Origin of the sequence: Candidatus Poriferisodalis sp., assembly GCF_965219595.1 — a bacterium.
In the GTDB taxonomy this organism is placed as follows: Bacteria; Actinomycetota; Acidimicrobiia; order Acidimicrobiales; family Poriferisodalaceae; genus Poriferisodalis.
Genome location: NZ_OZ244781.1, coordinates 1,904,086 through 1,926,825 on the forward strand (window position 1 = coordinate 1,904,086; position 22,740 = coordinate 1,926,825).

Annotated in this window: 19 protein-coding genes and 2 pseudogenes; 8 read left to right on the forward strand and 13 right to left on the reverse strand. The window is 66.5% G+C overall.

All coding sequences use genetic code 11. The features are described 5' to 3' along the window. Positions 1–289: 289 nt before the first annotated feature. On the forward strand, positions 290–1,861 hold the full coding sequence (locus ACOQPE_RS08475) for an ABC transporter substrate-binding protein (protein WP_420608495.1): 1,572 nt from the start codon (positions 290–292) through the stop codon (positions 1,859–1,861). Next, entirely contained in the window at positions 1,854–2,975 is a 1,122-nt protein-coding gene (rsgA, locus tag ACOQPE_RS08480) for a GTPase RsgA (protein ID WP_420608496.1), read from the forward strand. The genes ACOQPE_RS08475 and rsgA overlap by 8 nt, the downstream gene beginning before the upstream one ends. Here rsgA and ACOQPE_RS08485 read toward each other — a convergent pair. Both ACOQPE_RS08485 and ACOQPE_RS08490 read right to left on the reverse strand, forming a co-directional pair. Further along, positions 2,962–3,747, reverse strand: a complete 786-nt coding sequence (locus tag ACOQPE_RS08485) for an enoyl-CoA hydratase (RefSeq protein ID WP_420608497.1) — start codon at positions 3,745–3,747, stop codon at positions 2,962–2,964. The genes rsgA and ACOQPE_RS08485 overlap by 14 nt on opposite strands. 49 nt (positions 3,748–3,796) lie before the next feature. Further along, positions 3,797–4,624 (reverse strand): enoyl-CoA hydratase/isomerase family protein, encoded by an 828-nt coding sequence (locus ACOQPE_RS08490; protein WP_420608498.1) that lies wholly within the window; start codon positions 4,622–4,624, stop codon positions 3,797–3,799. Between the two features lie 88 nt (positions 4,625–4,712). Between ACOQPE_RS08490 and ACOQPE_RS08495 the strand changes: the two are divergent. From ACOQPE_RS08495 to ACOQPE_RS08505, 3 genes and pseudogenes are all read left to right on the forward strand, one after another. Next, positions 4,713–5,270: pseudogene (locus tag ACOQPE_RS08495) on the forward strand (metallophosphoesterase family protein); the annotation flags it as partial. A gap of 75 nt (positions 5,271–5,345) precedes the next feature. After that, positions 5,346–6,065 (forward strand): hypothetical protein, encoded by a 720-nt coding sequence (locus ACOQPE_RS08500; protein ID WP_420611415.1) that lies wholly within the window; start codon positions 5,346–5,348, stop codon positions 6,063–6,065. Beyond that, positions 6,062–8,692: an ATP-binding protein gene (locus ACOQPE_RS08505; protein ID WP_420608499.1), complete on the forward strand. Its 2,631-nt coding sequence runs from the start codon at positions 6,062–6,064 to the stop codon at positions 8,690–8,692. Before ACOQPE_RS08500 ends, ACOQPE_RS08505 begins: the two co-directional genes overlap by 4 nt. 87 nt (positions 8,693–8,779) lie before the next feature. Here the strand turns inward: ACOQPE_RS08505 and ACOQPE_RS08510 are convergent, their stop codons facing one another. Continuing rightward, entirely contained in the window at positions 8,780–9,685 is a 906-nt protein-coding gene (locus ACOQPE_RS08510; RefSeq protein ID WP_420611376.1) for an ATP-binding protein, read from the reverse strand. Then, positions 9,674–9,997 (reverse strand): annotated as a pseudogene (locus ACOQPE_RS08515) (AAA family ATPase); the annotation flags it as partial. The pseudogene ACOQPE_RS08515 and the gene ACOQPE_RS08510, both read right to left, overlap by 12 nt. Before the next feature lie 327 nt (positions 9,998–10,324). Between ACOQPE_RS08515 and ACOQPE_RS08520 the strand changes: the two are divergent. Next, a complete protein-coding gene (locus ACOQPE_RS08520; protein ID WP_420608500.1) occupies positions 10,325–11,491 on the forward strand; it encodes a mechanosensitive ion channel family protein in 1,167 nt (388 codons plus the stop codon). Positions 11,492–11,702: 211 nt separating this feature from the next. Here ACOQPE_RS08520 and ACOQPE_RS08525 read toward each other — a convergent pair whose 3' ends face one another. From ACOQPE_RS08525 to ACOQPE_RS08545, 5 genes are all read right to left on the reverse strand, one after another. Beyond that, complete coding sequence (locus tag ACOQPE_RS08525; RefSeq protein WP_420608501.1) at positions 11,703–12,176, reverse strand: hypothetical protein; 474 nt, start codon at positions 12,174–12,176, stop codon at positions 11,703–11,705. 53 nt (positions 12,177–12,229) lie between these two features. Beyond that, entirely contained in the window at positions 12,230–12,595 is a 366-nt protein-coding gene (locus ACOQPE_RS08530; protein ID WP_420608502.1) for a hypothetical protein, read from the reverse strand. Positions 12,596–12,669: 74 nt separating this feature from the next. Beyond that, positions 12,670–12,945 carry a hypothetical protein gene (locus tag ACOQPE_RS08535; RefSeq protein WP_420608503.1) on the reverse strand — a complete coding sequence of 92 codons (276 nt, stop codon included), beginning with the start codon at positions 12,943–12,945 and terminating at the stop codon, positions 12,670–12,672. 852 nt (positions 12,946–13,797) lie between these two features. Continuing rightward, on the reverse strand, positions 13,798–14,031 hold the full coding sequence (locus ACOQPE_RS08540) for a hypothetical protein (RefSeq protein ID WP_420608504.1): 234 nt from the start codon (positions 14,029–14,031) through the stop codon (positions 13,798–13,800). 26 nt (positions 14,032–14,057) lie between these two features. Continuing rightward, positions 14,058–15,812 (reverse strand): hypothetical protein, encoded by a 1,755-nt coding sequence (locus tag ACOQPE_RS08545; protein ID WP_420608505.1) that lies wholly within the window; start codon positions 15,810–15,812, stop codon positions 14,058–14,060. A gap of 155 nt (positions 15,813–15,967) precedes the next feature. Between ACOQPE_RS08545 and ACOQPE_RS08550 the strand changes: the two genes are divergently transcribed. Then, positions 15,968–16,900 (forward strand): tyrosine-type recombinase/integrase, encoded by a 933-nt coding sequence (locus tag ACOQPE_RS08550; RefSeq protein ID WP_420608506.1) that lies wholly within the window; start codon positions 15,968–15,970, stop codon positions 16,898–16,900. A gap of 64 nt (positions 16,901–16,964) precedes the next feature. On the opposite strand, the gene valS is transcribed toward ACOQPE_RS08550, so the two are convergent. Beyond that, positions 16,965–19,592 (reverse strand): valine--tRNA ligase, encoded by a 2,628-nt coding sequence (gene valS / locus ACOQPE_RS08555; RefSeq protein WP_420608507.1) that lies wholly within the window; start codon positions 19,590–19,592, stop codon positions 16,965–16,967. A gap of 203 nt (positions 19,593–19,795) precedes the next feature. On the opposite strand from valS, the gene ACOQPE_RS08560 reads away from it, so the two are divergent. Next, positions 19,796–20,143: a hypothetical protein gene (locus ACOQPE_RS08560; protein WP_420608508.1), complete on the forward strand. Its 348-nt coding sequence runs from the start codon at positions 19,796–19,798 to the stop codon at positions 20,141–20,143. 101 nt (positions 20,144–20,244) lie between these two features. Here the strand turns inward: ACOQPE_RS08560 and ACOQPE_RS08565 are convergent, their stop codons facing one another. Genes ACOQPE_RS08565 through ACOQPE_RS08575 form a run of 3 tightly spaced genes read right to left on the reverse strand, consistent with a single transcriptional unit; the run spans position 20,245 to position 22,699 of the window. After that, on the reverse strand, positions 20,245–21,483 hold the full coding sequence (locus ACOQPE_RS08565) for a CaiB/BaiF CoA transferase family protein (protein ID WP_420608509.1): 1,239 nt from the start codon (positions 21,481–21,483) through the stop codon (positions 20,245–20,247). Between the two features lie 11 nt (positions 21,484–21,494). Further along, positions 21,495–21,758 carry a hypothetical protein gene (locus ACOQPE_RS08570; protein WP_420608510.1) on the reverse strand — a complete coding sequence of 88 codons (264 nt, stop codon included), beginning with the start codon at positions 21,756–21,758 and terminating at the stop codon, positions 21,495–21,497. A gap of 29 nt (positions 21,759–21,787) precedes the next feature. Next, positions 21,788–22,699, reverse strand: a complete 912-nt coding sequence (locus ACOQPE_RS08575; RefSeq protein WP_420608511.1) for a DUF5317 family protein — start codon at positions 22,697–22,699, stop codon at positions 21,788–21,790. Positions 22,700–22,740: the final 41 nt, after the last annotated feature.

Consider the following 22,740-nt stretch of genomic DNA (forward strand, 5'->3'; position numbering starts at 1 on the left):
TGCACAGCGCAAACGTCGGCACGCGTTCATGGGTCACGAGCAGCAAAGGCCCGGGCCGCTGAGTTCCCGACGTGCCACAGCGGTCGCATTCGCAGTGCTGCTGTTGGCGTCGGCGTGCAGCCCCGGTGCCGACGAGCCGACCGAGCCGACGAGCGCCCCCCGTGCGACCCGAGCTCCCGGCGATACGTCTGTTGTCGAGACCGCACCTGCAACGTCGCAAGCGCCGGCGGTCGCGCCTGCGCCACCGGAGTCGCCAGACGCCGGGCCACGCCGGGGGGGCACGCTGCGGGTGCTGCTGGCCGCTGATCCCACTCCCATCACCGGCTGGACACCGTGGGATCACGTCTGCGCATGGTCGTGCCGCAATGTGCTCGACCATGTGCTCGAGACGCTCACCGTCGTGGCGCCCGACGGCTCGGTGGAACCGTGGCTGGCGGAGTCGGTGTCCGCGGACCCGTCGTTGCAACGCTGGACGGTCACGCTGCGCCCGGGCATCACCTTCACCGACGGCGAGCCGCTGGATGCACTCACGGTCAAGACCGGCATCGACGACTACCTGCGCTCGGGTCGAGCCAGCAGCAGCCACCTGCGCGACGCCCGCATCACCTCGGTCATCGTCGTCGACGAGCTCACGCTGGTCATCGAAGTGGGCGAACCCAACGCCGGCCTTCCCGCTGCGCTGGCCGGCCCCGTCGGGCGGGTTTTCTCGACGGTCGCCGCCGAGGCCGAGCCGGAGACCTTCGCCAGAGCACCGGTTGGCACCGGGCCGTTCGTGTTCCGGCGCTGGTCGGTGGGGGCACCGGCGGTCTTGGAGGCCAACCCCGACTACTGGCGCACCGCGGCAGATGGCGCGGCGCTGCCGTGGGCCGACGACATCGTGTTCACCGAGATGCCCGACGAGCGGCAACGTCTCGAAGCACTGCTCGACGGCCGCGGCGACATCCTGATGTCGAGATCGGCCGAGCTGTCCACGGCGGTGGCTGCGGCGACCGACGGCGCAGGCCGCCAGCTCGCCGCCGTCCAGCGATATGACGACAACGCCGGCGTGGTGCTGTTCAACCTGCTGCGCGCCCCGCTCGACGACATTCGGGTGCGGCGAGCGCTGGTGGCTGCTGCCGACCAGTCCCGACTTGTTTCTGCACTCGGCCCAGATGTCAATTGGCTGGCCGCGACGCAGTGGTGGTCGCCCGCAAGCATCTGGTATTCGGAGGAGGTCGCGGCGGCCTGGCCGACACATGACGCCGAGCGCGCCCATTCGCTGCTGCGTGAGTACACGGAGGATCCCGAACGATCCGACGACCGGGATCCCGGCGAACCTGTGCGCATCAGAGTGTTGTGCACCAACGACCTCGCCCTCGGCCGGATGACCGCCGAACTGGAGCGCCAGTGGGAGAGCACCGGTCTCGTCGATGTCGACGTCGAGACGCTGGCGCGCACAGGACTCATCAGCCGGGCCATGGGCTCGGTGGTCCAGAGCCCTTCCTTCGCTGGCGACTTCGGCGCAACGTGCTGGCGTGTCGGCGGCGAGTCCGATCCGGCGGTGCTGGCATCGGCCGCTGTCGGCCCGGTGCGAACCACGCCGCTGAACGCGTCCAATCTCAGCGGTGAGCACTTGAGCGCCTTGGTGAGCCTGATCAAGTCGACTGACGCCGGAGATGACCGGCGCGACGCCGTCGCACAGTTCATGGCCGAACTCGCCAACGAAGCTCCCTACGTGTTCCTGGCCTATTCGTCGAGCGTGGTGGCGGCGACGGCGGATGTCGAAGGGCTGGGGCGGGTGTCGCTTCCCGACGGCAGGGTGATCGAAGGGCAGCGACTCGGCGTCGGTCGCTACGACGAGGTGTGGCTGCGCCGTGAGTGACAGCACCGATCCGCAAGCGGGCGAATCACCGGCCGTGCCGACGCTCGGGCAGCTCGGTTGGCGCCGGCGTCCCGGCCAGGCGCCCCAGGTCCCGGCGGGTCACTGCGTGAGCCGTGTCGCGGTCGAGCATCGCGGCGCCTATGAACTCGTCGACGGCACCGGCGAGGTCACCGGAGCGCTCGATGCCGCCGGGCGTCGCGCAGCCCGCTCACCCTTCGACTATCCGACTGTGGGCGACTGGGTTGTCCGCTCAATCGAACCCCGAAGCGATCGTCGCGTGGCAATCACCGAAGTGCTCGACCGCACATCGCTGCTGTGCCGTCGCGCAGCCGGCCCGCGGACACGACCTCAACTGGTGGCAGCCAATGCCGACACGCTCGCCGTCGTCACCACCCCCTCACCCGCCGGCAGTGGGTCTGCTGCGGACTCGGCGGCGTCAGACCCCGCAGGCCACCGCATCGAGTGGTACCTCACGGCGGCATTCGGCGGTGGCGCTCGACCCGTGATCGTCGTGAACAAGATCGACACGGTGTCGAATGTCGAGTACGAGGCGACCGTCGATGCACTGCGCCGCAGGCTCGGCTCCGCAGCGGCGGAGGTCCCGATCCTGGCAACCAGCGCACTCGACGGCCGCGGGCTCGACAGCCTCGGCGCCCTGGCCGGCGACGGCGCAACGGTCGCGCTCAGCGGCCCGTCCGGGGTCGGCAAGTCATCACTGGTCAATCGGCTCGCCAGAGCCGAGGTGATGCCTGTCGCCCCGCTGAGTACTGACGGCCGCGGTCGCCATACGACGGTGCGACGCCAGCTTGTGCCGGTCGGCGGGCCCGACGGCGGGACGTTCGTGGACACCCCGGGCCTGCAGGATCTGATTCCCTGGAGCGGCGATCTGGGTCTCCCGGCAGCGGCGGCCGTGCTCGACGGCCTTGGACAGACATTCGGCGATATCACGGCGCTCGCTCAGCACTGCCGCTTCGCCGACTGCTCACACACCGTCGAGCCCGACTGCGCGGTCATTGCTGCGGTGCAATCCGGCGAGCTGGCGGCCGAGCGCCTGAGCACCTACCTCGAACTCGTCGCCGACATGGAAGCAGGCGACTCGCTCAGCGGCCCTTGAAGTCCGGGCGGCGCTTGTTCATGAACGCGTCGACGCCCTCTTGATAATCCTCGCTGTCGAAGCACGCCCGGATCATTGCCTCCACCTCGGTGAAGTCACGCTGGGACTCCGGTTTCTGCCATTGGGTCAGCGCCGCCTTGGCGGCAGCGATGGTCAGCGGAGCGTTCTGGCCGATGAGATCGGTCCATTCCTCCACCGACGCTTCGAGGTGCGCCTTGGGCACCACCCGGTTGACGAGACCCATCTGCAGGGCCTCCTGCGCTCCGAAGCGATCGGCCAGGAAGAAGATGCGCTTCGCGGCCGACGGTCCCACCAGCCGCATCAGCGTTCCGATCCCTGCGGCGCCGTAGCCGAGCCCGAGGCGAGCTGCGGGGATCGTGAACTGCGCATCCTCTGCCGCGACGCGCAGGTCGGCTGTGAGGGCCACTGCGAGACCGCCGCCGATGCAATAGCCGTGGATGGCAGCAATGAGCGGCTTGGACAGTCCCAGCAGCGCGGCATGCGCTCTCGACGTCGTGTCGTCGTAGTCGCGGTTGCCGCTCGCGTCAGACCGCTGTTCGCCGAATTGGCTGATATCGGCGCCTGCCGCGAATGCGCGCTCACCGGCACCGCGGATCACCACCACCCGGATCTCGCGGTCGTTCTCCAGCTCGGTCGCGGCATCGGTGATGCCGTTCCACATCTGCGCGCTGATGGCGTTGTGCCGCTCAGGATGGTCGAGGATGATGCGGCCCACGTGGCCGTCGCGTTCGAGATGCACCTGCCCGCTCACGACGGCCGACGCTACCGCCCGGAGTCGATCCGGCGCGGATCAGCCGAACTCAGGATTCGGGCGGGACCCAGCTGGCATCACGGCGTTCGCGGAATGCGGCGATGCCCTCGGCTGCCTCATCGCTCTGAAACAGCCGCTGGCTCAATTCGGCCGTCCACTCCCAAGCCTCGTCCCGGGGCATCTGCGGCACCCTCGCGACGAGCTGCTTGGTGTTCGCCAGCGCATTGGGACCGCCGCGCACCAGTCGACGCAATGTTGCCGCCACTTCGTCATCGAGCTGGTCGCGCGGCACCGCTCGATTGATCAGCCCGGCCGCGGCCGCTCGGGGGGCCGGCACCCGCTCGCCTTCGAGGAACAGCTCGCTGGCATCGGCTCGGCGCAGTTTCGGCAGGCAGACCACCGAGATCACCGCGGGCGCCACGCCGATGCGGACTTCGGTGAAGCCGATGATGGCGTCGTCGGCGGCGATGGAGATGTCCATCGCTGCAGCCAGCCCCACACCGCCGGCGGTGACGTGACCTGCCAGCCGGCCCACTACGGGCTTGTCGCAGGTCATGATCTTCTCGAGGATCTCCACGAAGTTGTGGCGCAGTGTGGGCTGGGGCACACCGGGTTGGGCGGCGCGCAGGTCCGCGCCAGCGCAGAACGTGTTGCCGACGTGCGTGAACAGGATCGCTCGCACCCCTGGGTCGGCCAGTGCCGCTTCGAAGTGATCGCCGACGCCGTTCACGATCTCGACGCTGAGCGCGTTGCGGTAGTCGGGCCGGTTCAACGTGATCGTTGCCACGCCGCCCGCGACCTCATAGAGCACGGCCGCATCGGGGCCATCGATCGGCGTGCGATTGTCGGTGCCGTCGCCGGCAAGGTCGGTAGACATCGCAGCGATGCTAGGCAACCAGCCTTGAGTCTGGGCAGGAACCTCCGCCCGGCCGCTGCCCAGCAGCGCGCCGCATAGCATCCCGCTCATGGCGGATTGCTTCGTGCACGCATCCGACCTCCACCTGGATGCGCCGCTCGGAAGCTTGGGATACCTCCGCGAAGTGCAGCGGAAGGACTTGGCTGACCGTGCTGGGCAGGCATGGGACGCACTCGTGCAGCTCTGCATAGACGAGAGGGCCTCGTTCTGCGTTCTGGCCGGCGACATCTTCGACGATGCGATAGCCGACGTCGGTGTGCAACTGCGCTTTCAGCGAGGACTCCGCCGACTTGATGAAGAAGGCGTGCACGTATTCATTTGCCACGGCAACCACGACCCTCTGAGTAGCGATTTCCGGCAGGTCGGCGACCTGCCGCAACGAGTCGTACGCTTCGAGCCTGGCAGGCCGCAATCGCACCAGGTCGAATTGCGCCACAGCGGCGACTTGGTGCAAGTCAGTGGCGTCAGCTTCGGAAAGCGACACGAACGCGAGAATCTGGCGCTGTGCTTCGGTGAGATCGAACGACAGCCGAATTCGGCCGCGCACGTCGCGGTCCTGCATGCGAACGTCGGGGCAGATCCGGGACACGACCCATACGCCCCGTGCTCGTGGGATGACCTCGACGCCGCACCCGTCGACTACTGGGCATTGGGGCACATTCACAAGCGCGCCGTGCGGCGATTGCCGGGCGGCGCATGGGCTGCGTACTGCGGCAATCTGCAAGGTCGCAGCTTCAAGCCTTCCGAGTGCGAACTCAAGGGCGCTCTGGTTGTGCCGGTCGACAGCGGGCAAGTCGGCAAGCCGGCATTCAAGCCATGCGACCAAGTCCGGTTCGCGCGCAGCAAGGTCGAGGTGGGTCCTGATGACACCATCGAAGATGTCTGCGTCAAGATCACGGATGAAGCGTCCAAGCTGGGAAGTGAGCACTCAGCGCTGCCAGTTGCCTGGGAGCTGCGGTTGACAGGGCACAACGCGGATGCAGCACGGTTACGCGATGCAGTTCGCGATTGCGATGCCCCCCTCTTGACCGACATGGCCGACGAGTTGTCTGATCGCCTCAACGGCGGCGGGCTGTGCCGTGTCGAGATGGCCGTGCGGGCTGCTGTCAATCGTGAGTCTGTGCTGGCTGGACACGATCTACGAGCCGACGTGTTGCGTGAATTGGAGATGTGTCGGAAGCAGATTCATGACAAGTCCGTCGCTGATGACTCCAGCGGATTGGAGAAACCCGGGCGCGCCCAAGCAGATGCAAGCGAGTTCGGCAAGCAGCTTCCGTCGAAGGTCGCGTCGGTGTGGGAGGAGATGATTGCGGAACGGCCGGAACGGCTCGACGACATACTCGCGTTGGCAGAAGAACTCCTGCTTGAGATCTTTGCGGATGGTGTGGCGGAAGGGTCATGAGCGAATCGCTGCAGGTTCGACGTCTGGTCACCGACTACTGGGGACGGGCTTCCGGGTTCGACTTGGCACTGCCGCATGAATCCATGGTGGTGCTCTTCGGACCGAACGAGTCGGGCAAGACCAGCGCTGCTGCGGCACTGGCATGGTTGATCGCAGGACCTGGAACGCATGAGCTCCAGCACCGATTCGGTGCAGCAGGCGACCGGCTGGCCGCCCGAATGGAAGGACAGCTGGGCATCGATGCCGTGCAGTTCAGAGTGACGATGCAGGTGCCGAGCGCCGCCTCTCGGCGTGTCGCGGCTGAGTCGTTCTCAGCTGTGGTTGGCAGCGCGCGGCTCGAGCGCGCGCAACTGAACGCCCGACTGGGCGGTGGTGATCTGGACAGCTATCGGCACCTGTACTGGGTAGAGGCGCTTGATGTCGCCGACGGTTCGGGCCTCCAAGAGACGGTGTCAATTCGGGCAGTTTTTGGCGGTGTGAACCCATTCACCAAGGCTGACGAGCTTGAACGCCGGGCTGGTGACGTGTTGGGCCGCCGGAAGGGCAGGGCTGCCCGTGGATCCGCGCGCGAACTGCTGGATCGCGTCAGGTCCTGCGAGGCCCGGCTCGCTGAGTTGGCGAGGACGAAGTCGCGGTGGGCCAGTATCGACGGCGACTTGGATATCGCTCGCCGCGATCAACAAGAACTCCAAAAGCAGCTTCAGGGTCAGCAAACTTCGCTGCACTCGGCGCGTCTGGCGCTGGAGGCGTTTCAGAAAGGCCTGGTCGCATCATTGGCAGACAAGCAGGCCGAGTTGGCAGACATGCCTGTGCCATCGGCTGCTGAGCGAGAGCTGCTTGGTCGAGCCACCGAGTTCCAAGCCGCAATCGGGGCGTTGCAGACTGCGAACAGCGATGCCGAGACCGCCTATCGACAGAGCGAGAGCGCACGAAGCGCAGTTCACGGCGATTGGGTTGCGCTTGTTGACGGACCTCCTTTGGGCGAAGCCGGGGTCGATTCGGCCAAGCTCTCCGAAGGGCGCCTACTGGATGCGGCCGGGGAACTCAGGACCGCCAAGGCCAACCTCAGTGATCGCAAGGCGAGGTTGCAGCATTGGAGCACGGAGGCAGAGAAGCAGCGGTCGCAGTGGAACCGTCGTTATCCGCGGAGTCGGTCCCCTGAACGTATTGCAAGATTGGGCGAGGCCCGCTCAGGGCATGACGCTGGCTGGGACATCCAAGGCAGGACTGCCGACCGCACCATGCTGGGACGGCTGGTTGGGACGGGAACTCGCCTCGCCGGTGCAGGTTGCGTTGCAGCCGTCACGGTCTTGTTGGCATTGCGAGGCGATTGGCGGACCGCAGTGATCGCAGCGGTCGGCACCGGAGCGACGCTGCTATCTCTGCTGCGGGCATGGCGTTCGAGGTCAGGACTCGACGAGGAGCGAGTCCGGCTTGCACAGCGGCTGATCGATACGGAAGAGAAGCGACATGCCGCCCACTCCCGGCTCGCCGACGCTGACGCCGACGCGCAGGCCAAGCGAAGCCTCTTCGAGGACCGCAGTGCCGAATACCGCGACTCGATATCGGCGCTCGGTGTGCCGACGAGACTGATTGCGCAGTTCGAGCCCGACGCTGTGCAACATCTCAAGCTGGTGCGGGCAGCGCAGTCGGGTGCCGATGATGCCGCCGCTGCTGCACTGACATCGGCCAGACGACTTAAAACACTGCGTCGGTTGTTTGCAGATGGTCACTGTGAATCGACGCTGGCCTCGGAGGAGCAGGCGCATTCGAGTGGTGTATTTCGAGTCGAGGACGCTACTGACGCTGAACGGAGACTTGATGCTGTCGCCGAGAGAGTCGATCGGTACGACGGGGCAGCCGAGGCATCTCGCCGGGCTGCCGATGAGCTGCAGCGCGCCATTCGATACGACGAGATTGCCATGCGTCACGTCTGCGAAGAGAACCCGAGCAGTCTGGGCGCATTGGTTGGCGAGTTGGAAGGCGAATGTCAGGCACTAGAGGACGAGCTCGCAAACAAATCGGAAACCGTCACCGATCTGATGGGCGAACGCAAGTCTCTCGAGTCGCCTGATATTCACAGTGCTGGGGTGAACCTGCAGCGCAGCGAATTGCGCGCGCGCATCGAGGACAGCGTGATGGAGGGCATCAGCAGTCGGCTTGCCGCGAGGCTCTTGCACAACGCTGCCGAGGACCATCGGCGAACCCGCCAGCCGGCGCTGCTGGAACGCACCGGCGCACTGGCTGCCGAGGTGGCCGACTGGGCCAACGTGACCGTTGACCCGTTCGCGTCCGACGGCGCCCAGGCGTCTGTCCGCAATGCCAGTCTCTTGGTTGAGGGGCCTCACGGCGAGCACTCTGCCGGCCGACTGTCGTTTGGCTCTCAATCGCTGCTGTACTTGGCGCTGCGCCTCGCCACAATCGAACAGCAGTCAATGGCGCGCGGTGTGCGGTTGCCGGTGATTCTCGATGATGTGCTTGTCGGCCTCGACGATGATCGTGCCGAGCGATGCATCGGCGTGCTGAGGGACTTCTCCGAGCAGCACCAGACCATCTTGCTGACCTGCCACCGGAACACTGTCGAACGCGCCGAGGCGGCTGGCGCTGCGGTACTCACCATGCCATGACCAACCGCCGAATGGCATCGTCGCCGCTCTCATCTCATCCGACACCGCACGGAGACAAGGACATCGAAGTGAACGCTTGCCTGTTGGTCAGGGACCGAGCGACGTCACGGGCGCGACGATGACGCCGTCGGTGCGGCGGTAGGCCGCGCCGGTCGAGGTCACTACCAACAGCGCTGTCAGGTCGGCGTTGCGTCGGCGAGCCACCTTATCGCGCAGGCGCAGCAGCGATGCAGCCGCTGCATCCACCGCGGAGCGACCTGGGCTCAACTTTGCCTGCACACCGATCCATGCTCCGTCGCGCCGTTCGATCACCGCATCTGCTTCGAGGCCGACGTTGTCGCGGTAGTGGTACACGTCGGCGCCGATGCCCTGGCTCAGTATCCGCAGGTCTCGCACTACCAGCGACTCGAACAGCGATCCCAGCGCAGGCGTATCGGCCATGAGGCGCGTCGGCGTGGCCCGCAGCAACGATGCCGCCAGCGAAGGGTCGACGAAGTGCAGCTTGGGCGATTTGCGCAACGAGGCCCGGGAGCGCAGTTCCACCGACCATGCCGGCTGCCGCTCGACGACGAAGATGCGCTCCAAGGCGGACAGGTACGAGCGCACCGTGGCGCTCGCCAGTGCCGCGTCGCCCCCTGCGTCTGCGGCCAAGCCGGTGAGCCTCGCTTCGGTTGCCACATTGCGAGCCACCGAACGCATCAGTCGCAGCAGCGCCTCGGGCTGATGCCGCACGCCGACAGCTTCGGCGACCTCCACCCGCGCTGCCTCGTTGATGTAGTCGCCGATTGCGCCGCTGGCGCCAGATGCCTGGCCTGGGGCATCTGCGCTGTCGTCCACGTTGGCGGGCCAGCCTCCCACGCAGATGGCGTCGACGACATCGACGAGCGAGACATCGTCGCGGGGCACCGCTGCTGCAGCGTCGCCGTCGAACATCGACCGCAGCGATGCGCTGCCGTCGGAGAGTCCCGATTCGTACAGCGACATCGGGCGCATGCGGATGCGGGCGATGCGCCCCATGCCCGAGTGGCGGGTGATCTCGTCGCTCGGCGATGCCGATCCTGTCAGGATGAACTGGCCGGGCTGGCTGCGGTCGTCGCAGGCCCGGCGCACCCGGTTCCACAGCGACGGCGCCATCTGCCATTCGTCGAGCAGTCGAGGCGAGGTGCCCGCCAGCAGCGACTCGGGCGCAGTCTCGATAAGCAGCTGTGACGCCGGGTCGTCGATGCGGGCTTCGCTGCGCGCAAAGTGGCGGGCGGTCCACGTCTTGCCGCATGCTCGTGCCCCGTCGATGAGCACGGCGCCCACCCGCGCCAGCGCTTCTGCAATCTGAGTCTCGATGACCCGTGGCCGATAGCCGGGCATGGTCAGCCGATCAGACGGCGGACTGTTGGTGGCGAGGGATTCAGCGTCATTCATCGCAGGCGCTCCTGCTGTCGTCGCCGCCCACACCTCATGCGGTGTCGTACTGGGACAGGAATATCAAATATAGCGTTTTGCAAGCCATTTATGTATCGAATTAGAGATCATCTACTGCTTGGATTGCAAGTTCCGTAGCCGCCACACTGGTGCGTGAAGTCTGAACTGCCAGATTCTGACAGTCGTGCCGACGCCTCCGGGTTTAGGCTCCCGCGGGTGACCGGACTTCTTGCACAGGCCGAATCGGCGACCGACGCGGTCAACGCGCTCCTGGAAGTCAGTCGCGTCAACGAAGTGTGCGGCCCCGAGCCAAGTTGGGTCTGCGAACGCATCTACGACTGGACCGGCAGCGAGGGCTTCGCGTCGGCCTCGGTATGGATCGTGGACAAACCGCTCACGGTGCTGATCATCCTGCTGCTGGCCGTCATCGCCCGCCGGGTCGTGCGCCGCGCCATCGACCACATGGTGGAGCGCATCGCTTCCGACAAGCAGCACGCCGAGGAGGACGAGGCCGCCCGCACCGCCGAAGAGGGCCGAACCTGGGACCCCGAGCGGCTCGCCGAGAAGATGAAGCAGCTGCGTGAGCGCACCGAGCGCGCCAGCCAGCGGGCCACGACGCTGGGCACGCTGTTCAAGAGCATCGCCACCACCATCATCTGGGCCGTTGCGCTCATGATGCTGCTCGGCGAATTCGACGTGAATCTCGGGCCGCTCATCGCAGGCGCCGGCATCATCGGTGTCGCCGTCGGCTTCGGCGCCCAGTCGATTGTGCGCGACCTGCTGACCGGTGTGTTCATGCTGATCGAGGATCAGTACGGCGTCGGCGACGTGGTCGATCTCGGCGATGCGGTCGGCACGGTCGAGTCGGTCGGGCTGCGCACCACACGGCTGCGCGACATCGCCGGCACGGTCTGGCATGTGCCCAACGGCGCCATCGCCCGGGTGGGCAACATGTCGCAGCTGTGGGCTCGCGTACCGCTCGACCTCGACGTGGCCTATGACACCGACCTCGACGAGGCCATGGCGATCATCAAGCGAGTCGCGGACGAGGTGTGGCAGGAGCAAGGTGAGAGCACCACGGTGCTTGAAGAACCCACCCTCTCGGGAGTGCAGGCCTTCGGTGCCGATGCCGTCACCATCCGGGTCATGCTCAAGACCGAGCCATCTGAGCAGTGGGCAACGGCGCGCTTGATGCGCAGGCGCATCAAGGTCGCATTCGACGAGGCCGGCATCGAGATCCCGTTCCCGCAGCGGACGGTTTGGGTGCGCAGCGGCGAGCCCGACGGCGAGAGCGGCGTGCGGCGTGTCAGCGCCTTCGAGACCGTGGCGTCGCCGATGGAGGCAGGCGACCCAGACGCCGACGGCGCCGACAGCGATCTGTAGCTGCAGCGGCTTCCCGACGCGGCCTGAAGCAAGTGGCCGCCGGCGAGTCGCGCGTGAGCCGCAGATGTGCATCGATCGGCAGCTCGCCCGGCGGGGAATCGCGTGGTGGCTGCCGATTGTCATTACGGCGAAGCGCTGCCGCTTGCGAACGCGTATCCCGCGGTATATGATACTGACAATGCCACTTGTCAGAACTAAAAGTACAGCCGCCTCAGCCTTGCGGCTGATCGACGTGGTTGGTGTTTCTCCGACGAAGCACATTGATGCAGAGCACCAGCATCGCGAGAAGAACGGGCGCGCCCAGCCAAAACGCCGCTTCACTGCCCGGCGATATCCAAAAACTGACGACTACCGCCCACAGAATCAGGACTGTTCCCGGCACGTACCTAAGTAGGTCGCCCAGCTCTGACGGCGGCGGCGTTTGGGCGTCGCTGTCCGACGAGACCCCCACAGCCGCCGAGGCCTCGCGGCGGGACCTTCTGCGGCGATACAGCAATATGGCAAGGTGCACCAGCACAATCAGGGCCAGCACGCTCAGCCAAAACCCTACGGCCAGGTAGCCAGAAGGCAACGCGTAGTTCACGATGGTCAACGTCACGAATAACGCCGGTAGATACCAAAACAGATAGCGCCGCGACGACTTCTGCGGCTGCGGCTCGGCTGATGCCTCGGCGTCGGCGCTCATGGTGTCAGGGTCGTTCGGGGCGTTCACCGTCGTTCTCGCAGTCGCTGTGTCGGTTAGGGGCCGTCGAACCATGCGTACCAGTCGGTCCATTGCTGGGGCGTGGTGTTGCTGGGGCCGATCTTGTACGGGTTCGTCGGAGCCGAGTTGCGGTCGCAGATGCCCGGCGTCGGCTCAGGGTCCTCGCCCTCTTCGGAACTCCCGCCATCGTCGGTGCCGCTGTCCGAGTCGTCGTCGGTGCCGTTGCTGTCGCCGTCGGTGCCGCTGTCGTGGTCCCCTGAGTTGTCGGTGCCGCTGTCGTCGTTTTGCCTGTTCTTCGACAGCAGGCTCTCAAAGTCGGCATTGGCCCACTCGTAGAGACCGGCGGCACACGCAGCCCCTACAACGGCAGTGCCAGCGACGCCGCCGGGCCTTGCCCGCATCGGCGCAGTACGCCAAGCACTCAAAGACGCCGGCTGCGGCTAGACCCGCCGCCACAGCCTCGCAGTTGCGTCGTCTACAGGCGGCGTTCGCAGCGGTACCTCAGCCGTGCTCGCAAGCCGAGCCAGCCGATGGCTGCAAACGGCGTTGCGGCAGCAAAGCTCATGTAGAAGTCAAGGTCGGCCAACAGGCGGAACAAGAACGCTGCGATGACGAATGGAATCGTCACATAGAACGCCTGTGCTTGGCGCTCTCTCGCGTAGCGAGACGTGAAGTCAGGTCGCCACCACGACGGTGGCTCCGGTTCCATCGCGCCGCCATGACGCACCTTGCGCGGCTGTGTCGCGCTCATGGCCTCAGGGTAGTTCGCGGCGCTCATCATCGTTCTCGCTGTCGCTGTGTCGGCTAGGAGCAGTCGAACATCTACTGCGGAAAAACACGCTGACCAGCAGAAACGCAACAGGATTTTTCTGAAGGTATCGCTAGGGGTATCACGCCGACAGCAGAAACGGCACTTTGCGGCGCTTCCTCAGCGTCTCGAAGCCTCACGCCGCTGACTCTCAGGATAGCCGGCCGCAGCGTCAGCACGACACCAAAGCCAGCTGCCCCAGCCCGAGCGCTTGCGGAGTGCTGTAGCCGAGCCGCCGGAGCACCTCACGCTGTTCGTGCGGAGCTAGCGCCAGCAGCTTGCTTGCGCCGTCGCCTTGCCCGTCTCGGCGTGCTGACAGACGCCACGCTGTCACAGCGGCAGAGATGCGGCGCTCCGCCTCCGTAGCGTCGTTGTGTGCCATCTGCGGCAGGTGTGCCAGCAGATCACGCCACAAGCGCTCAGAGACGCCGTATAGGGCGCTGGGCGGCTATGCGCAGCCAAGCTCGCGTAGCTGGCGGTTGTGACTCAGCACGTTGTTTGCGTTGAATCACGCCGGGTTTGTCGCCCAGCTTCGCCAGATTGTCTGCTTTGGCTTCGCGGATCGCCGCACATCTCGGGTGCTCAGCAGCCTCAGTGTCGTTGTGTGCCATCTGCGGCAGTGTGCCTGCGGACAGCGTGCGGGCGCTCAACCCGCCAGCAGCCACGAACACAACGACGCGCAAGACCCCTCAGAGCCGACCTGAGCCGACCTTGAAGGGTGCTGCGAACGATGGTTACCCGCCGTCAAGGCAGGCGCTACAGAGCCTGTGAGCGCACTGGCAGCCCGTCAGACACTCAGCCCGACGAACCCCCAGCAGCAGTCTCGGCCTTGCGCCGTCTCTTACCCCATTCGAAGGCAACGACAGCAGCCGCGATGACCACGCCGCCGCCGCTGACGATCCACCAAGGCCATTCCGTAAACCGCTGAATGAGAGTCACCGTCACAGCACCTGCCAAAACAGGTCCGACAGTCATTACCCGTGACTCGCGCCGCTGCTGCGGGGCCGTTGGCTCGGCGTCGGCGCTCATGGCGTCAGGGTAGCTCTCAGCGTCGGCTAGGGGCAGTCGAACCATGCCCACCAATCGGCCCACTGCTGGGGCGTCGTGTTGCTGGGGCCGATCTTGTACGGGTTCGTCGGAGACGTATCGCGGTCGCAAATGCCCGGCGTCGGCTCAGGGTCCTCATCCTCGTCGGAGCCGCTGTCATCGTCGGAGCTGTCATCATCGTCGGCGTCGCTGTCTGACTCATCGTCGCCCGAGGCGTCGTCGCCGTCGGCGTCCTCCGGCTCGATCTGCTCTGGATCGAATTCCAGCTCTTTTTTGATGTGCTCTTGGTACTCGTCCCAGAGCTGATCGCAGGGATGATCGAGCGCGATTTCCACGGTCTGTTTGAAGATCCATTTCGCAACTTTGCTGGAGCCCTTCAGAATGAGGTTCGCTGCTTTCGTCGCGGCGCCGCCGGGCACGACGGTGCAAATGACTTGCCCGGTCCCCTCGATGTAAAGGTTCGTGCCGCGTTGGAAGATTCTTAGGGCGGTGTCCAGCTCGCATTTCTGCGTCGAGTACGAGTAGGTGTAGTTCTCGGCGCACTCCGCCGGCTCCGACGTCGCAGTGTGGCAAGAGCCGGAGTGCTCGTGCGAGTGCTGGCCGGTCGGGCAGTGGTCGGTCCAGCCCGAATGCGTCCCCGTGCTGTTCTCGACAGCCGTGCCGAGAGCGTGGCATTCCTGCGATCCGTGAACGTGCTCGTGCTGGCCGCCTTGGCAGTGAGACGTGCTCGCGATGTGGCAGCTCGACATCGTTCCGCCGCCGCGGTTCTTGTTCGCGCCCATGACGTGCCGATGTTGAAACCGCAGCCCAGGATGAGACAGCGAGCAGTCGTTGTTCTCGCGCCCGCACTGGGGCCGCTGCCTGGGCGTGTGGCCGGCGTGGGGCGCCCATGTGCCGATGTCGCTGCCGGTGCCGCAAGGAATCTTGCTCCAATCGTGGTCAAGGTGACAGGTGGTCCCGTGGGGATGGTTGCCCGTAGCGCACTCCTTCACACAGTTCGGGGGCGAGCCGCTGTAGCCATCAGCGCACTTGGGCGGCTCGACTTTCTTGCAGTTCGGCGGGGTGCCCGTCTGCCCGTCGGGGCACACGTCCTTGACGCAGTCCGGCGGCGTGCCGCTGTAGCCGTCAGGGCACACGGTCTGAATGATCCGGCAGTCAGGCGGCGTGCCCGTCCACCCCGTCGGGCATTTGGGCGGCGGCGGGCACGGTTTCAGCGGAACGGGTGTGTGGCCGTGTCCGGGCGACCATGTGCCGGTTCCGCAGTGCGGCGGCGTGAAGCTGTGGCTGTGGCAGTTCTTGCCTGCGCCGCCGTTGGAGTGCTGGCCCGCAGGGCACGTCTTGGGCGGGGTCTTGCAGTTCGGCCAAGTGCCGGTCTGACCTGCGGGACATTTGGGCGGCGGCTGGGTCTCGCAGTTCGGCGGGGTGCCGACGGTTCCAGCGGGGCATTCCTTGTCTTCCGGATCAGGTGCTGGGTCGTTGGTGGGCGGGATCGGCGAGCAGTTCGGAGGGGTGCCCGTCGTGCCCGTGGGGCACTTCTCGGGCTTGGGCGACGTGTCCGGCGGCGGGTTGTCGGGAATCACCCGGTGCGTGTGGGCGACCGTCTCGGTCCAGCACTGCTGAACGTTCGTGAACGGGTCATAGGAGCAGCGCTTGACAGTCTTGGTGTGCGCCTCGGCTGTCTCGCTGGTGGCGAGCGGAACCGCGACGAGCACGGCCATGAACGCCAGCAGCGCGGCGAGCGCGGCGAGGGTTCGTTTGGTCATTGGGTGCGTGTCTCCTTGGCGTGGCAGGCCGCGTAAGGGGCCAAGAGCGGTGCCGGCCGCGCGGGGGAACCCATGCGATTTGTTGCCGCCTGCGCGGCCGGCGCCGCTCGAATCTGTCTGGCTAGTGGCATTAGCGGAGCTAGAGTCCGCGTCCTATGACGCCGCAGCCCTCACAGCACCCTCAACAGCCCTGCCGCATCACCGCCGACGCGTTCAGCGCCGCGTCAGCGGACTTCGCCCCCGCGACGCGACGCGCCTACACCGGGCGACTGCGCGCAGTGCAGGCCGTGCTCGGCAGCGAACCGCTCACCGACTCCGCGCTCAGCAGGGTGCTCGATGGCATGGCAGCCCAGGGACAGTCGCCGTCGACGCTGTCGCTGACCGTCGCAGCAGTGCGGACCGCTGCGCGCCGTCTCGGAGAGCCCGACCCCGTCGGACCCTTATGCGAGATCGCGCTGCGCACCCACCGCAGAGCGGCCCCGCCGGCGCGTCAAGTCGCGGCGGTCGACTGGGCCGCGGCCGACGCCGCAGCCGACGCGGCAGCCACACGCGGCGACGCCATCGGACTGCGCGACGCAGCCGTCATCGCGGTGATGAGCGACGCTCTGCTGCGCGTCGGCGAGACCGCATCGCTCGATGCGGCCGACATCGGCCGAGCCGACGACGGAACCGGCCATGTTCACGTCCGCCGCTCCAAGACCGACCAGAACGGGGATGGCGCGTCGCTGTTCTTGCGCCGCGCAGCCATCATGCGCATCGACGCCTGGCTCACCGCAGCCATCATCGACGGCGGGCCGCTGTTTCGACGCGTCCGCAAAGGCAACCGCGTTACCGACGAGCGGCTGTCGACGCGCGCCATCCGCGCCATCATCACCGCCGCCGCAGCTCGGATCGGCATCGATGGCGCGTCAGGCCACTCCCTGCGCATCGGATCGGCCCAGTCCCTCATCCGAGCCGGCGCCCAAATGCCCGAAGCCATGCTCGCCGGCCGTTGGACCAGCCCAACCATGGTTCACCGCTACGCCAAATCCGAACTCGCACATCACAGCGCCGTCTCACGACTCCGACCCGACCACCCCACACCATGACAAACCGCAGCGCGGCATCGGCTGTGGTCGGCGGGCCCGGGCTCCAACCAAGCGTGAGAATGATCTAGGCGTCTGGTGGCGCGAGCGTCACGCTGACCTCGGGGTGAGCGAGCGAGCCGTCCGCCACGAACGTCAGGCTCTCAATGCGCCCGGCATCGATCAAGTCGGCCCGCGTCTGCTCCAGCGTGGCGATGTGCGCATCCGCGGCGCCCACCGTCACCTGCTCTGCGGGCACGCGAAGGCTGCGCTTGGCCTCGGTCTTGGCCCGGCGAACCTCGCTGAGCACCGATGCGGTGAGCTCGAACGCGCCCGAGGGATGGTCGGGAGCCAGCGTGTCGATCTCTGCCGCATCGGGCCACGTCAACTGGTGCACTGAACCGCCTCGCCACCACGACCAGATCTCCTCGGTGACGAAGGGCAGGAACGGCGCGAACAGTCGCAGCAGCACGTCGAGCGCCGTCGTGAGGGTGAGATGCGCGTCCGCTGCCGCCTCGTCGCCTTGACCGCCATAGGCCCGGCCCTTGGCCAACTCCACGTAGTCGTCGGTGAATCGCCAGAAGAACTGCTCCGACCGCTCGAGCGCCCGGGCGTAGTCGAAGTTCTCGAAGGCGTCAGTAGCGGCCCGTACCAGCCCGGCGAGCTCAGCCAGCAGCGCTGCATCCAGTGCGTTGCGCACCGGTCCGGCACGACGATCCGGACCGGCGTCCGTGGCCGCCTCGGGATTCGCGCCGCCGGTCAGCGTCAGAGCGAACTTCGCTGCGTTCAGCAGCTTGATCGCCAGCCGGCGGCCGATCTTCATCTGTCCTTCGTCGAAGGCCGTGTCGGTGCCGGGGCGGCCGTTGGCGGCCCAGTAGCGCACGGCGTCGGCGCCGTAGGTGTCGAGCAGGTCGACCGGAGTCACCACGTTGCCCTTGGACTTGGACATCTTCTTGCGGTCCGGGTCGAGGATCCAGCCCGACAGGGCGCAGTGGCGCCAGGGGGCGCAGTCATGCCCGAGATGGCTGCGCACCGCCGTCGAGAACAGCCAGGTGCGGATGATGTCGTGCCCTTGGGGGCGCATGTCCATTGGGTAGGTGCGCTCCCACAGGTCCGGGTCCTCGCTCCAGCCGCATGCGATCTGCGGTGTCAGCGACGACGTGGCCCAGGTGTCCATCACATCGTGATCGCCGATGAAACCGCCGGGCTGTCCCCGCTGCGACTCGTCGTAGCCGGCCGGCACGTCGCTGCTCGGGTCGACCGGCAGCACGCTGCCGTCCGGCACCAGCGGCTGCGCCCAGAACGGCTCGCCGGCGTCGTCGAGCGGGTACCACAGCGGGATGGGCACGCCGAAGTAGCGCTGGCGACTGATCAGCCAGTCGCCGCTGAGGCCCTCGATCCAGTTCGTGTACCGGCCCTGCATGTACGGCGGGTGCCAGGTCATCTCTGAGCCGCGGGCGATCAGCGCGTCGCGCAGCTCGGCGTCGCGCCCGCCGTTGCGGATGTACCACTGGCGGCTTGAGACGATCTCCAGCGGCCGGTCGCCCTTCTCGAAGAACTTCACGGCATGGGTGATCGGGCGGGGCTCGCCGATGAGATCGCCGGAGCTTCGCAGCAACTCGACCGTTGCGGTGCGGGCGCCTCCCACCGTCCGGCCTGCGAGGCGGTCGTATGCCTCGCGACCCGCTGCCCCCTCGATGCCGTGCGGCGGGTCGGGGGTTATGCGGCCCCGGCGGTCCACGATCGCCCGCACAGGCAAGTCCAGCTCGCGCCACCACGTGACGTCGGTGGTGTCGCCGAACGTGCAGATCATGGCGATGCCGGTGCCCTTGTCGGGCTCGGCCAGCTTGTGCGCCACCACCGGCACTTCCACCCCGAACAGCGGCGTCAGCACGGTGGATCCGAACAACGGCTGGTAGCGCTCGTCGTCGGGGTGGGCCACGAGTGCTACGCATGCAGCCAGCAATTCCGGCCGGGTGGTCTCGATCTCGACGGTGCCGTTGTGCGATCGGGGTGGACCGGTTCGGTGGAACGCAATGCGGTGGTAGGCGCCGGGCCGCTCGCGATCTTCGAGCTCGGCCTGGGCCACAGCAGTGCCGAAGGTGACATCCCACAGCGAGGGCGCTTCGATCTGGTATGCCTCGCCGCGTTCGAGGTTCCCGAGAAACGCGCGCTGTGCGATCCGCTGGCAGCGCTCGTCGATGGTGGCGTAGGTCATCGACCAGTCCACGCTCAGCCCGAGCTGGCGCCACAAGGCCTCGAAAGCGTGCTCGTCTTCGGCGGTGAGCACGTGACACAGCTCGATGAAGTTTCGGCGCGAGATCGCCAGCTCGCCGCGGGCTTCCACCGCCTTGGCGTCGCCGCCGTCAGCAGGCGGCTCGAAGTTCTCGTCGTAGGGCAGCGAGGGGTCGCAGCGCACCCCGAAGTAGTTCTGGACGCGCCGCTCGGTGGGCAGGCCGTTGTCGTCCCAGCCCATCGGGTAGAAGACCTCGTAACCCGCCATGCGCCGGTAGCGGGCGATGTTGTCGGTGTGGGTGTAGCTGAACACGTGCCCCATGTGCAGCGAGCCGCTCACGGTCGGCGGCGGGGTGTCGATGCTGAATACCCGGTCGCGGGTGGCGGTGCGATCAAAGCGGTACACGCCGTCGGCTTCCCAGCGCTGCGACCACTTCGCTTCGAGCCCGTCGACGGTGGGCCTGTCGGGCACCTGCGTCATGCGCCGCAAAGCTACCGGCGCGCTCCGCCAGAGGCCGATCCACTGCACCCGCCAGATGCGAGGCGTTTCGCCCATGTATCCGGGGCTGTCATGAAATTGTCACAAGAAAGCAATGAAATTGACTAGTGTGTGCGTTGGTTGCCGCCTGCGGGGGCGGTCGGCAACTTCAGCCGTATTGCCGACCAATAAGGGGGTCGATTGGCATGATGGCGACAATTCTGACGCTGATCATCCTGGGAATGGTGTTCCAGGGTGCGATGGTTGTCGTGGACAGCGTCCTTGACACGATCAAAGTGAACGACACGCTGAAGTCCATTCCGATTGTCGGCGGCAATCTGAACCTGATCTGGGCGTACCTGTTCGTACTGATTTCTCAAATCAACGGCGCGAACGATGTGCTGAATCTGGGCTTCGGAACGAACATGGAGCTGCTGTCGCTGGGCCGCTTTGGCATGGACATAGCAACGGCCATCGTGCTTGTTGCGTTCATCCCGGTTCGAGACGCTGCAATCAGCGCCTTGAAGAAGGGCATTGGCGGACGCAGCGACTGATCAGCGCTATGGGCGGCGCCCGCCGGGTGCCGTGCAATCGGTTACGAGCCGACGTAGGGGCATCCCGCTCGCGGGGTGCCCTTTGCGTTGCCGGAGGGCTGTCAGATCGGCAGAACGATGACGCCCTGGTCGCGCAGCGCGTCGATCTCATCGTGGCCGTAGCCCAGCTCGCTGAGAATCTCGACCGCGTGCTCGCCCAGCAGCGGGGCATGGCGGCGCAACCGTGTCGGCGTCGCTGAGTACATCACCGGATCGGCCACGTAGCGGTACGCCCCTTCGGTGGGGTGCTCCGAGATGCTGACCAGGCCCACGGCGGCGAGCTGAGGATCTGCGTCGAGGTCTGCCAGGTCCATGACCCTCGCAGCGGGGATCGAGTGGGTGTCGCAGTAGGCGATCCACTCATCGGTGGTGCGGCGCACCGAGAGTTCGCCGAACAGTGCGTACAGCTCGTCGATATGCGCGATCCGCGAGTTGTGGTCGGTAAAGCGCGGATCATCGGCCAGCTCGGGTCGTTCGACGAACGCGAAGAAGGCTCGGTACTGGGCATCGTTGTAGGGCAGCAGGCACACCCAACCGTCGGCCGTGGGATAGGGCCGCCGGTGCGGCGTGAGCAGCCGGTCATAGCCGAATGGCCCCTCAGGCGGCTCGAACACGGCGCCGCGGTAATGCTCCACCAGGTTGAAGGCCACCATCGTCTCGAACATGGGCACTTCGATCGCCTGTGCCACACCGGTCCGTTCTCGATGGAATAGGGCCGCGAGCACCGCCTCCACCACATGCAGCCCGGTCACCTTGTCTGCAATCACCGAGGGAACGAAGCCAGGTTCCCCTGCGATGCGGCCGATCAGGTTCGACAGGCCAGAAGCAGCTTGGATGGCGTCGTCGTACGCCGCCTTGTCGCGGTAGGGGCCGCCGCTGCCGTAGCCGTTCGCACGGCAGCAGATGAGCTGCGGATGCTGTGCTCGCAGGGAATCGGCGTCGAGGCCGAGGCGTTCGAGCGCGGCAGCCCGCATGTTGGTGATCAGCACGTCAGAGCTCGCGAGCAGCCGCTGCATGGCTGCGCGACCGGCATCTGACTTGAGGTCCAGCGCCAGCGAGCGCTTGTTGCGCTGGATGTTGAGGCTGAAGCCGGACATGCCAGCCGACCGGGCAGGCAGACCGTTGCGCGTGGAGTCGCCGTCGAGCGATTCCACCCTGATCACATCGGCACCGTGATCTCCCAGCATCCGGCAGGCCATCGGCCCCATGAGCACGGTGGTGAGATCGACCACGCGTATTCCATCGAGGGCGCCGATCGATTCGTGGCCGGCCGCGGCGGCGATGCCTGCAGTGTCTGGCATGAGAGCCTCGCTTACTCAGTCGATCCGGCTGCCGCGGCTTGGCGCTCCTCGCGCTCGGCGGCTTTGATGCCGTGGCTCATGACGATGGTGGGCGCGAGCAGCATCGAACCGACCACGAGCGCCACGGCGATCAGCGTGCTGAGCAGCGGTGTATATCCCCAGCGGATACCGATGGCCCCACAGATGAGGGACGCGGCATAGAGGCCGTACCCGGTCCGTTGCCCCAGGCTCGTGATCCGCTTCAGCCGAGCTCGCCGAACGAGAACATCGTCCACGGTCCCATTATCTCGGCACGCTGTGGCGTTCAGGCTCCGAAGAGCTGGGGATCGTGGCTCCCCGTCGGCTCATCGCCCGGGTCACGGTCGGGTGTCCTGGTCTGATGGGTGCTTGGCTCGGCGACCTGCGGCTCATGGGGCCACGGAGCAGGGGCCGGCCACGGTGCCGGTTCGACCCTCGAGGCCCAGGCTGGCTCGCTGGGTATGGGCACAGGGCTGGGTTCGGCCGGGGCAGCGACGGGTGCAGGCGCTTCGGGAGTTGCCGCTGCGGTTGAACCGATCAGTGGGGGATGCTCCAGCGTCGTGCGCTGCCCTGCTGGCCTCAGCACGACCGAAGCGTCGTCGTAGTCGTCGAAGTCGCTGTGCGACACGGCCGCCAGTTGCTGCAGATCCCGGGCACCCGGCCACATCAGTCTGAATGCGACATTCGCCAAGCCGGCGGCAGTCACCAGGTCGCCGAGCGTGATCACGTCTTTCAGCGGCGCGAGCGGGATCGCAGCGCCCAGCCAGGCAGCGATCGTTGCGTCGTCCGACCATCGGCGGGCCGCACCGAGCAGCACCCGGTTGATCCCGTCGAAATCGATGATGCCCGCAGCCACGACGGCACCTTCGCTCACCGGTACGTAACCGTTCACCAGGAGTACGCCGAGATTTGCAGCCATGCCGATTGCAGCGATGCTCGCGCCGGCGATGTGCCGGTTGAGCAGGCACCCTGCCAGCAGCAGCGCCAACGAGATGCCGAGGGCGAACCGGCCGGCGAGCATGTTGGTGTCCAGCCCGACGGCGAGCGACAGGACAGCTCCGAGCACCAACACCGGCCAGTGGTTGATGCGCACCCCTCGCATCCTGCTGAGAGTGCTGGCGGGCGTGCCGCCGGTAACCAGAGCGACAGCAAAGCCGACGCCGAGTCCGATGAGGGTCACGAGCGCGATGAAGGACACCGCGTTCCGAAGATACCGAGTAGCGCGCGAGCGTTCGTGGA